The sequence below is a fragment of the Streptomyces klenkii genome (assembly GCF_003626645.1).
GTDB classification, from domain to species: domain Bacteria; phylum Actinomycetota; class Actinomycetes; order Streptomycetales; family Streptomycetaceae; genus Streptomyces; species Streptomyces klenkii.
This window is the reverse complement of record NZ_RBAM01000035.1, coordinates 15,389-27,047: the sequence shown is the minus strand read 5'-3', so window position 1 is coordinate 27,047 and position 11,659 is coordinate 15,389. Positions and strand designations below refer to the sequence as shown.

Sequence of the window (11,659 nt, the reverse complement as noted above, 5' to 3'; positions counted from 1 at the left end):
ACAGCACCGGGCAGTCGCGACCCGCTTCGACAAGCGCGACTACATCTTCCACGGCACCCTGGCCACCGCCGCCATCGTCATCTGGCTCCGCGACCTCATCAAAGAGCCACCAGACACTGCCTAGCGGGCGGCCTTCTCTTCATTCGTCGCGTCATGCGTTGCGGCCCGCCCCTCAACCATATGGATCGCCAGCCTCCGAATGGAATGAGGGGATCCGATATGGCACGCCTCTTGCCACGCCTCATGCCGTGCCTCCGAGTTGAACTTATCGGTCGTATTCGGTCGGCCTCACGACGCGGTGGTTGACGCCGTCGGTGCAGCCATGCATACGCTTCCGCAACAAGATCAACAGGCCCACTGTCTCTGCGAAATGGCCGCATCATGACGAACTCGACCAGTCTCGACAGCCGAACGCCGAACGCGAGAGATGCCCCCGTAAGACCTCGACGCGTCCTGACAGTTGCCTGTCTGGGCTACGGAATGCTCGTCATCGACATCAGCATCGTCAACGTCGCGATTCCGGCGATGCGCTCCAGCCTGCACGCGAGCCTGGCGACGATGCAGCTCGTCGTCGACGCGTACGTCATCGTTCTCGCGAGCCTCGTGCTCGCCGGAGCCGCCGCGGTCGGGCGATTCGGCTCCGTCCCCGCGTTCCGCCTCGGCATCGGCATATTCGGGCTGGCGTCCGTGCTCTGCGGAGTCGCGCCCAACGGTTCCGTACTCGTCGCCATGCGGGTCCTGCAAGGGCTCGGCGCGGTGCTGCTCGTGCCCGCCACCCTGGTGCTGATCACCGACACCTACAAAGACCCGGACAAGCGCGCCAAAGCCATCGCCATCTGGGCGACGGTCGCCGGAAGCCCGGTCGCATTCGGCCCCATTCTCGGGGGCGCCCTCGTCTCCGCGGTCGGCTGGCGGAGCATTTTCCTCGTCAACATACCGGTCGTCCTGGCCATCCTGTGGCTCTCGGCACGTCACATGCCCCGCGGCGAACCCGAGGCGAAGAAAGAGCCCCAGGACATCGTCGGCCAGCTCCTCGGCATCGTCTTCCTCGGAAGCGTCGCGCTGGCGCTCACCGAAGGCCGCGAACTGGGGTGGACCCGGCCCCTGCCCATAGCGGCATACGCGACCGCCCTCGTAGCGCTCGCCGCATTCGTCGTCAGGCAGCGCACCTACGCGTTCCCCATGATTCCGAAGGACCTGCGCCGGGCACCGGGATTCGGCAATTTCGTCATGGTGGGCCTCCTGCTCTTCCTCGGCTACTACGGCCTGGTGTTCTCCATCAGCGTCTTCCTCCAGCAGGTGCGCGGCTACGGCCCGGTCACCACCGGCCTGTGCTTCCTGCCGTCCGCACTGCCGATCACGTTCATGCCCCTGGTCGCGGGGCGCGTCAACGCCAAGCACAGCCCCCTGCGGGTCCTGGTCACCGCGGTCGCCCTGACACTGGCCGGCGGGCTGCTCCTGGTCTTCCTGGGCAGTCAGGCCCCGCTCGGCACCTGCATCGGGCTCGTCTTCATCGGACTCGGCTTCGGCCTCGCGACCGTCCCCCAGATCTCCCTGGTCATGGCGACGGCGCCGCCGCACCGCTCGGCGATCGCCAGCGGGCTGCTGTCGGCGGCACGGCAGTCGGGAACCACGATCGGCATCGCCCTGCTCGGCGGTCTCCAGTCCGGGGACAGCATCGCCGCACCGGCGCTGGCGGCCGTGGCGGCGTACCTGCTGATGGCGGCGGCCGTCGGCCTCGCCGGCCGAAAGCGGGCCGCCCAGAAGCCCGAGCAGAAGCCCGATCAGGCGGCCCCTCGGACCACGTAGCGAGAGGAGCGAGAGCGGCGAGAGCAAGGCCATCGCGATGTCCGCGTCCCGGCGCCCCGAAGCGCCGGCTCCCTCACCAACGGAGGACATTCATGAATGAGCACCCCCCTGAGCAGCGATCCGAGCCCCAATCCGAGCACCGGATCGAGCACCGATCCGCGTACGAAGCGAGCCGTGCCATCGCCGCCCGCGTCGACGCACTCCACGCCGACGACCCCCAATTCGCCCGCGCCGTTCCGTCGCCGAGCGTCGTGGAGGGCATCCGCCGCGCCGACGGCAGCCTCATCGGGACCATCTCGGCCGCCATGAGCGGCTATGCCGACCGGCCGGCGCTCGGACGGAGAGCCGAGCGCATCGTCGAGGACCCCGCCACCGGCCGCCGCACCGCTGAACTCCTCCCGCACTTCGAGACCGTGACCTACGCCGAACTGTGGCAGCAGGTGGGCAGCCTCGCCACCGCCTGGGCCGGCTGCGTACCGGGCGGCCTGCGCGCCGGCGACTTCATCGGGGTGCTCGGATTCACCAGCGCCGACTACGCCACGATCGACCTCGCCTGCATGTACCTGGGCGCGGTGTCGGTCCCCCTGCCCACGGGATGGTCCGCAGCACGACTGGCGCCCATCCTCACCGAGACGGAGCCGCGGATCCTCGCGGCCGACCTCGCGTCGCTCGGCGCCGCGGTCGAAGCCGTCCTGGCCACCGACTCCATCCAGCGCCTCGTCGTCTTCGACTACGACCCGCGCTTGGACGACCACCGCGAGACCCTCCGAACCGCCGTCGACAAGCTGAGCGGGCGAGCACCCGTCGTGCCGCTCCAGGAGGAGCTGGGCCGCGGCCGACGGCTGCCCGTCCTGGAACCCCGTGACGACGGCGACCCGGACCGCCTGGTCGGCCTGATCTACACCTCCGGCAGCACCGGCGCACCCAAAGGCGCGATGTACACCGCATCCGTGATCACGAGGATGTGGCAGAACAGCCGCACCGGCATGCCGAACGCCGCGCCGGGCAGCGACAAACCGGTGCCGACGATCGTCCTGCACTACATGCCCATGAGCCACGTCAACGGCCGCGCCCGGCTGATTTCCGGCCTCGCCTCCGGCGGGGTCGGCTTCTACACGGCGCGCAGCGACATGTCGACGCTGTTCGACGACATCGGACTGGCGCGTCCCACGGTGCTGAGCCTGGTGCCCAGGATCTGCGACATGGTCCACCAGCGGTACCTCCTCGAAGCCGACCGCCTCTCCCGTACCGGCCTCGCCCGAGCGGACGCCGAGACGGCCGCTCTCACCCGGGTCCGCGACGACATGCTCGGTGGCCGGATCGTCAGCGCCCTGTGCGGCAGCGCGCCGCTGTCGTCGCAGATGCACACGTTCATGGCCGCGGTCCTCGGCACGAAGGTCGTTGACTGCTACGGATCGACGGAGACGACCCGGCCGGTCATCGTCGACCAGCAGGTGCGCCGGCCCCCGGTGATCGACTACCGGCTGGTGGACGTACCAGAACTCGGATACTTCGCGACCGACAAGCCGCACCCCCGGGGCGAGCTCCGGCTGAAGTCGACCGGGCTGGTGCAGGGCTACTACAAGCAGCCCGAGGCCACCGCACGCGCCTTCGACGAGGACGGCTATTACAGGACCGGTGACGTGGTCGCCGAGCTCGCACCCGACCGGCTGGTTTACGTCGACCGCATCAACAACGTCGTGAAGCTCTCCCAGGGGGAGTTCGTCGCCGTGTCCAAGCTGGAGGCGCTGTACGCCACCAGCCCGTACGTCTCGCAGATCTACGTCTACGGCAGCAGCGAGCAGGCGTTCCTGCTGGCGGTGGTCGTCACGGACCGGGAGCAGCAGCCGGGGCGGCCGGACGACGATGCCGCGATCCGCGCAAGGATCCTGGACTCGATGCGCGAGCTCGCCCGCGACGCCGGCCTCGACTCGTACGAAATCCCGTACGACGTCATCCTCGAACCGCAGCCCTTCACGATCGAGAACGGTCTCCTGTCAGGGGTCGGCAAGCTCTTGCGCCCCGCCCTCAAGGAGCGCTACGGCGCACAGCTGGAGCAGCGGTACGCGGACATCGCCGACGGCAGGGCCGGGCGCATCGCGGCGCTACGGGCGGCGGGCCGGAGCGCCGAGCCGCTGGACGCGGTCCTCGCCGCGGTCCAGATCACCCTCGGATACCCCGCGTCGATGGTCGTGCCGGAGGCCGCCTTCACCGACCTGGGCGGCGACTCCCTGTCAGCGCTCACCTTCTCGACGGTCCTTGAGCAGATATTCGACACCGAGGTCCCGGTCCAGACCGTCCTGAGCCCCACGTCGACGCTCGCCGGCATCGCGAACCACCTCAGCCTCAGTGCGGCACCGGGAGCGGCAGCCATTCCTCGCCCCACCTTCGCCTCGGTACACGGTCGCGGAGCCACTGAGGTGAGGGCGAGCGACCTGACCCTTGACCGGTTCATCGACGAGCAGGTCCTGGCGCGGGCCCCGAAGGCATCGGAGGCGCCAGACGCACCGAACCGGACCGATCCGCCGGCGACCGGCAACGTCCTCCTCACCGGAGCGACCGGATACCTCGGCAGGTTCCTGGCGGTCGAGTGGCTGGAGCGCGTCGCCGCAGCGGGCGCCCGGCTGACCGTCCTCGCCCGCGGCGCCGACGACGCGGCCGCCGAGCAACGCGTCCTCCAGTGCCTGCGCGGCGCGGCCGCGGACCGGACCGACTGGTTCGACGCCGTCGCGGCGCAGCACCTGGAGGTCCTGGCCGCGGACGTGTCCGCGCCGAAGCTCGGCCTCGACCGTACGACCTGGGAGAGGCTGGCAGCCGAGACCGACCGCATCGTGCACTCCGCCGCCCTGGTCAACCACGTCCTCCCGTACAGCCGGCTCTTCGAGCCGAACGTCGTCGCGACAGCCGAGCTGATCGAGCTCGCGCTCACCCACCGGATGAAGAAATTCGCCTACGTGTCGACCATCGCGGCAGCGATGATGCCCGACGGAACGTTCCTCGACGAGACGGCCGACGTCCGTACGGCCTCCCCGGTACGGCAGCTGAACGACTCCGACGCGAACGGCTACTCCACCAGCAAGTGGGCCGGCGAAGTCCTCCTCCGGGAAGCGCACGACAGAACAGGCCTGCCGGCCGCGGTGTTCCGCCCCGACATGATCCTCGCCCACAGCCGCCTGCCCGGACAGCTGAACCTCCCCGACCGGTTCACCCGGCTGATCCTCAGCGTCGCCGCGACGGGCATGGCACCGCGCTCCTTCCACCGGCTCGACGCGAACGGCAACCGCCGGCGCGCCCACTACAGCGGACTGCCCGTCGACTTCACAGCCGAAGCGATCGCCTCGCTCAGCGCACGGAGCCAGGACGGATACGGCGACGGCCACGGCTACACCTACGGCTATGTCACGTACAACAGCGTCAACGCCAACGACGACGACGTCTCGCTGGACGAGATCGTCGACTGGCTCATCCGCGCGGGCCACCCGATCACCCGGTTCGACGATTACGAACAATGGCGCGTACGGTTCGAGGCGGCCCTGAGAGGCCTACCCGATCACCAACGCCGGCTGTCGATGCTTCCCCTGATGCGAGCGTACGCCCGCCCGACCGAGCCGAGAACGAGCTCCATGGTGCCGGCTGAACGATTCATCACGGCCGTCGCCGAGTCCGGCGCCGGCGGGGGCTCCATACCGTCCCTCTCGGCGGAATTCATCGACAAGTGCGCTGCGGACCTGAAGGCGCTCGGCCTTCTCTGACCGCGCGGGCGGGCGGGCGAGTGAGCGGGCGGGGCCGGGGGAGGAGGTTTGACCTTCAAGCTGCTTGAAGGCCGAGAATCGCAGCCATGGACGAGAACGACGCGCTGATGAACATAGGCGCCTTCGCCCGCAGGGTCGGGCTGGCCCCGAGCGCCCTGCGGTTCTACGACGACTGCGACGTGCTGCGCCCCGCCCACGTGGACGACGCGACCGGCTACCGCTACTACGCCGCGGACCAGGAACCCCGGGCGGTCCTGGTCCGGCGGCTGCGCGAGGCCGGAATGCCGCTCACCGACGCCTCGGTGGTCCTCGACGGCACACGCGAGGAAGCCCGCGCCGTACTGGAAGGGCACGCCGTACGGGCGCGCGAGACCGCGGCGTCGGCCCGGTCGGCGATCGAGGAGATCCTCCGCGACCTGCCCGGAGGAGTGCACCGTACTGCCGTGGCACGGCTCGGTGGGGCGGAACTGGCCAGCGCCGTACGCCAGGTCGCCCCGGCAGTGGCGTCCGCTGCGCTACGGGAGGAGTTCCCGGTACTCGGGTGCGTCCTGATAGAACTCGACCACCAGGAGGTCCGGCTCGTCGCCACGGACCGCTACCGCCTGTCGGTCCGCGCGCTGCGCCCTACCTCCATCGGGCCGATCGGGCCCATCGGGGGCGACCCGTGCCGGATCCTGGTCGAAGCTGCGAAGCTGAAGAAGGCGGCGTGCTGGGCCCTGCGTATGCCGGAAATCCGCATCGAAGCGGACGAGCAGGGCGTGCGACTGCACAGCGACACAGCCGTACGAGACCTCCCGACCGCCGACGGGACGTTCCCGGACTACCGCATGATCCTGGACAACCTGCCGGCCACCCGCCACCGGATCATCACGAACCGGACCGCGCTACGCGCGGCGATCGCCGCCGCCGGACACGACGGACCCCTGACCCTACGCGCCGACGATCAGCAACTCACCCTCACACCGCGCGGCTCGGCGCCCTCCACGCCGCCCGCCATCTGCACGGGCCCGCCGCTGCGCATCGCCTTCGACCCGGGAGTACTCCTCCCAGCACTCGACGCCGGCGTCGGCCCCGACGTACTGCTGGAAATCTCATCCCCGTCCGGGCCCGTAATAGTCCGCTCCGCAGACCAGGGAAGCTTCACCACTCTGGTCATGCCGGTCCACGACACGTCGGCGGACGGGAAGGGGTGAGAGGGGGATCTACCGGTACCAGTCATCCCCGTCATCTGAGGAGAGGCTCCGCCCGAGGTAGTCCTGTAGATCCCGGGCGACCCACCGACGGCTGTCGTCCTCGTGTTCCCACACGAAGACGTCGGGCCGGGACGGCGTCGGGCCCGCAAGCCCGGCTCCGAGCGGCCCGGGCCAGGAGGCCAATGCAGGGCGGATCAGAGTGAGAGCTCCGGGGCAGCGACTTGCAGTTGGACGCCGGCCGTGGCCTCGGCCGCGGTCCGCATCGCCTCAGCAGGAGTCCCGCCGAGGGCAATCGCGTAGCCGATGCGGTCGTAGGAGCTGTGAAGCTCGGTGAGGTCGGCGCCCGGTACGCGGTCGAACTGCCAGCGAAGGATGCCGTGCGCGGGCGTGAGGGAGAGGCCGGTGAGGGTGCCCGGGGCGGGGGGCGTGACGAAGCTGATGGCTGCGGCCGGCGCGGCCGGGGCCGAGGGCTGCGCAGGCTCCGTCCCGAGCAGAGCCGCTATCGCGTGGTCGTACTGGTCCCGGCCCGTGGCGAGTGCGACGAGCTCGGGGATGCAGTCCCCGCCGACCCTGGTGTGCGTCTCGATGACGACGGGACCGTGCACCGGGTCCAGCCGCAGTTCGGTGTGGCTGGCGCCGTGGTGGATCCCGAGCCGGTCCAGGACGCAGCGCACCGCGTCCTTCAGCCGCTCGCCGTCCTCCTCCGGCAGGGGAGCGGGCACGACGTGCCCGGTCTCGACGAAACGAGGGCTGCCGGTGGTCTGCTTCGCGGTGATGGCCAGGACAGTGTGCTGTCCGGCCGCGCTGACCGCCTCGACGCTGTACTCGGGGCCGGTCGCGGCATGCTCGGCGATGTAGCGGACCGCGCCGGCCTGTTCGCCGGCGGTCCCCTGCGTACGGGGCCCCTGCCCGGCCGTGACCTTCGCGTGCCACCTTTCGAGGTCGGCATACGACTCCAGAGCCGTGACCCCGGCGCTCCCCGCCCCGTCGGCCGGCTTGACGATCCAGCAGACGCCGTCGGGCTCGGCGCGTACCGCGGTGGCGACCTCGTCGGCGGTACCGGCCGCGTACGGCCACGCGTAGGGCGTGTCGGCGAGGAGGCGGCGCATGGCCGCCTTGTCGCGGGCGTGAGCGGCCGCCGCGGGGGAGACGGAGGTGAGCCCCAGGCCGGTGGCGATGCGGGCGCTGACCTCCTGGGCGTGCTCGGTGAAGGAGACGACCAGGCGCGGCGGCCCGAGTTCCGCGGTCAGGCGGTCGACGACGGATCTGGTCGCGTCGTGGTCGGTGATGTCGCAGAAGACGACGCGTTCGGCGTGGGCCGTGACTTCGCGGGGTACCGCCTCGCCCGGTGACGCGAGCACCACAAGCCGGTGGCCGTGCAGGGCGATGGCCCGGGCTCCGGCGGTGCTAGGGCCGAGCAGGCATATCCACGTCATGGGAGTCGTCGTGGGAGTTCTCATGGGAATGGGAGTTGTCATGGGAGCGGGAGTTCCTTTCGTGACCGCTGAGCGGGGTGTCGGGCGTACGACGGCGGCCGCTCCAGGACATGGCGAGACCGGTGAGCAGGGCGAGCGCGGCCGCACCCCAGTACGGTGCCGCTGCCGGTGACAGCACTCCCGCCTCGCCGGGGCGGACCACCAGGAGCGTGCCGAGCCAGGCGCCGGCCGATTCGGCGGCGCCCCATGCCACGCCTGCGAGGGCGTACGCGGCTGTGGTGGACAGCTTGCCGCGGCGCTCGCTCACCTGGGCGTCGTAGAGGGGGCTCCACACCAGTTCGGACAGGGTGAAGAGCACCATGGCGGCGAGGATCAGCCCGAGGCCGCCCGTGCGGCCGAAGGCGAACAGCAGCACGGCGGCCGCGAGGATCACGTTGGCCGCGGTGCACAGGAGGCCGAAGCCTGCGTGCGGGCGGCTCAGCACCCGGCGGGACAGTGCGGACACGGGCACCTGCAAGGCCACGACCAGGACGGCGTTGAGGGTGAAGACCAGGCCCAGGTCGCGGGTACTGATGGCGTCCCCGAGGTAGGCGGGGAGGACGTCGAAGACCTGCGCGTAGGCCACCCACGTGCCGCACACCAGCAGCGAGAAGGCCACGAAGGGACGCTGCGGCAGCCACCGGGCCCGGCCCTGGCCCTTCTCGCCACCGTCACCGCCACCGTCGGCGGCGGCCTGCCGCGCAGGCTCGGACGCCCGCCACGCGCCCGGCAGCGCGGGCACCGCGGCCAGGGCCACCAGGTCGAGCACCGCAGCCGCGAGCGGCAGCCAGCCGGCGTGCCACTCCAGCAGGGCGCCCCCGATGACCGGGCCGACCGCGGAACCGGCGTTCACCGCCATGTTGAGGTAACTGAACCCGCGCAGCCGCTGATCGGGCGGGAACGCCGCGACCTGGGCCTTCATGGCCGTCGTCGCCATCGCCAGGGACAGTCCGGCCAGCGCGGCGAGCACCAGCCAGCCGTAGGCAGGCAGGCGCAGACCCGCTCCGAGCACGGCGAACGCGACGGCCGCCCCCAGATACCCTGCGCCGACCGAGGCCTTGAGGCCCAGGCGGTGGATCAGCGGCACCAGCAGCACCCCGCCGGCCCGGTTGGCCAGGATCGCGGCGCCCACCACCAGGCCGGCGTCGGCCCCGGTCAGACCACGGGAGTCCACCAGCCACAGCCCGAGGTAGGGCAGCACGGCGAAGAAGCCCGCGCAACTCGTCGCCCGCGCCACCACCAGCGCGGTGAGCTGCCGGGCACTCAGCGGACCGCCGTCACCGGCGACCTCGCCGCCCGCAGCCGTACGGGATCGCTTCATGCTCACCACCGCACGGACTCTCCGCGCCAGGCGGCCGGGGCGTGCAGCACGCGTGCACAGGGCGCCGCGCTGCCGGCGAGGAGGCCGTCGCAGCGCCAGCCCGGGATGACGAGACGGTCTGTCATGTGTGCCCTTCCGTACGGTCCGGGCACCGCAACACGGGGCCAAGACGCCAGCGAACCAGCGACCACTGCCGGCCCCCTGCTTCGTGCGGTACCGACGTCACGACGACCGGCACATACGGAAACGGACCCAGCGGTCCGTTCTTTTTACCCCCGGTTCGGCGGTTGTGACCTATGAAGATGATCACGCCGTTACGGGTGGAGCCGGCGGCGACGGCCAACTACCGTCGGGAGGTTCCGGACCCACAGAGGTTCCGGACCCACACGTGGGGAACGGAACCGCCGACCGGAGGATGGATCATGAATGCTGACCGCGCCCCGGAGTCCAAGGCGGTACCCCCTTTCGACCCCGAACTGGACGCCGCACTGGCGGCCTTGAGGCCCGGCGGCAAGGAGCCGAGAGAACCCCTCACGCCGGACAACCTCCAGGCCCGGCAAGAGCGGGACGCCGCGGCCCGCCCCAGGCCGACGGCCGAGGCCCTGCGCGCCGACGGCTGCTTCGAGGTCACGGAACTTCGCGTTCCGGGACCGCCGGACGGGCCGGATGGATCGGACGGACCGGACGTCACGCTCGTGAGCGCGAGGCCGTCCGGGCTCGCCGGTCCGCTGCCGCTGCTGTACTACATGCACGGGGGAGCAATGATCATGGGTAACGCCTGGTCCGTGCTTCCGCGGATTCTCCGGGAGTGGGCCCTCCCGCTGGGACTGGCCGTCATCTCGGTCGAGTACCGGCTGGCGCCGCACGCGCAGTACCCGCAGCCCTTGGAGGACTGCTACGCCGGACTCGTCTGGGCGGCCGGCCACGCGGCCGAACTGGACATCGACCCGGACCGCATCATCGTCGGAGGCAAGAGCGCCGGCGGCGGACTCGCTGCGGCCCTCGCCCTCCTGGCCCGGGACCGCGGCGGCCCCCGCGCCTTGGGGCAGCTGCTGCTGTGCCCCATGCTCGACGACCGCAACAGCACGTTCTCCAGCCACCAGATGACGGGCCGGGGCACGTGGGACCTCACCTCCAACGCGACCGCCTGGAAGGCACTGCTGGGCGACCGCTACGGCACTGCCGACCTGCCGCCCTACGCGGCCCCCTCCCGCGCCGCGGACCTCTCCGGGCTCCCCCCGGCCTACATCGACGTCGGCTCGGCCGAAATGTTCCGGGACGAGGACGTCGCCTACGCCAACGCGATCTGGCAGTCCGGCGGCCAGGCCGAACTGCACGTATGGCCCGGCGCCTACCACGGCTTCGACAGCCTGGCCCCCCGAGCGACCCTCACCCAGGACGCCCAGAACGCCCGCACCCGCTGGCTCCAGCGCCTCCTCGCCCAGCCCGCAACAAGGACCGCCCCAGGGGCCGCTTCAAGGACCACCTCAAGGAAGGGGTGAGCGGCTCACGAACCCGGCACTCGATGAGACGCCGGTCGAATGTCAGTGGGCCGGGCTAGGGTCCCTTTGAAGGTTCCGTACACAAGGTCCTCAAGGGGGAGTTCCGTCATGAGCAGCACCGGAAGCAGCGCGTTCGAGGGGTTCACGGACGAGGAGCGGGCCGCGATGAAGGACCACGCCCGGGAGCTGAAGACGGCGGCGCGCCGCAGCTCGCGTGCGGACAAGGCCGCGGAGGCGGAGCGGGACGTGCTCGCGAAGATCGCAGCCATGCAGGACCCGGACCGGATCATGGCCGAGCGCGTCCATGCCGTCGTCACTGCCAACGCCCCGGTCCTCGCGGCGAAGCTCTGGTACGGGATGCCCGCCTACGCGCTGGACGGCAAGGTCGTCTGCTTCTTCCAGAGCGCGGAGAAGTTCAAGGCGCGCTACGCGACGCTCGGGTTCAGCGACCAGGCGAAGCTGGACGACGGCCCGATGTGGGCGGCCGCATTCGCCCTGACCGAGGTGACGCCCGAGGTGGAGGCGCGCATAGCCGAGCTCGTGAAGCGCGCAGTGAGCTGATCCGATCCCGTACGCACAGCGCGGATCAAGCCACTGCTCTCACATC

Annotated in this window: 8 protein-coding genes; 5 read left to right on the top strand and 3 right to left on the bottom strand. The window is 70.8% G+C overall.

The genetic code is table 11. The features are described 5' to 3' along the window. Positions 1 to 381: 381 nt before the first annotated feature. The 3 genes from D7231_RS33795 to D7231_RS33785 all read left to right on the top strand — a co-directional run bounded on the left by D7231_RS33795 (position 382) and on the right by D7231_RS33785 (position 6,754). On the top strand, positions 382 to 1,809 hold the full coding sequence (locus tag D7231_RS33795) for an MFS transporter (RefSeq protein ID WP_120760033.1): 1,428 nt from the start codon (positions 382 to 384) through the stop codon (positions 1,807 to 1,809). Positions 1,810 to 1,901: 92 nt separating this feature from the next. Then, the gene (gene car / locus D7231_RS33790; RefSeq protein WP_120760031.1) at positions 1,902 to 5,561 is read left to right on the top strand and encodes a carboxylic acid reductase; all 3,660 of its coding nucleotides are present in this window, start codon (positions 1,902 to 1,904) and stop codon (positions 5,559 to 5,561) included. Between the two features lie 86 nt (positions 5,562 to 5,647). Next, positions 5,648 to 6,754 carry a DNA polymerase III subunit beta family protein gene (locus D7231_RS33785; protein WP_120760028.1) on the top strand — a complete coding sequence of 369 codons (1,107 nt, stop codon included), beginning with the start codon at positions 5,648 to 5,650 and terminating at the stop codon, positions 6,752 to 6,754. A gap of 194 nt (positions 6,755 to 6,948) precedes the next feature. Here the strand turns inward: D7231_RS33785 and D7231_RS33775 are convergent, their stop codons facing one another. From D7231_RS33775 to D7231_RS38225, 3 genes are read right to left on the bottom strand one after another with little or no spacing between them, the layout of a single operon-like run. Continuing rightward, a complete protein-coding gene (locus tag D7231_RS33775; RefSeq protein ID WP_158673875.1) occupies positions 6,949 to 8,190 on the bottom strand; it encodes an ATP-grasp domain-containing protein in 1,242 nt (413 codons plus the stop codon). After that, positions 8,162 to 9,550: an MFS transporter gene (locus D7231_RS33770; protein WP_120760024.1), complete on the bottom strand. Its 1,389-nt coding sequence runs from the start codon at positions 9,548 to 9,550 to the stop codon at positions 8,162 to 8,164. The genes D7231_RS33775 and D7231_RS33770 overlap by 29 nt, the downstream gene beginning before the upstream one ends. A gap of 2 nt (positions 9,551 to 9,552) precedes the next feature. Then, positions 9,553 to 9,675 (bottom strand): hypothetical protein, encoded by a 123-nt coding sequence (locus D7231_RS38225; RefSeq protein WP_267470828.1) that lies wholly within the window; start codon positions 9,673 to 9,675, stop codon positions 9,553 to 9,555. A 297-nt stretch (positions 9,676 to 9,972) separates the two neighbouring features. On the opposite strand from D7231_RS38225, the gene D7231_RS33765 reads away from it, so the two are divergent. Further along, entirely contained in the window at positions 9,973 to 11,052 is a 1,080-nt protein-coding gene (locus D7231_RS33765) for an alpha/beta hydrolase (RefSeq protein WP_120760022.1), read from the top strand. A gap of 108 nt (positions 11,053 to 11,160) precedes the next feature. Next, positions 11,161 to 11,613: an iron chaperone gene (locus D7231_RS33760; protein ID WP_120760020.1), complete on the top strand. Its 453-nt coding sequence runs from the start codon at positions 11,161 to 11,163 to the stop codon at positions 11,611 to 11,613. Positions 11,614 to 11,659: the final 46 nt, after the last annotated feature.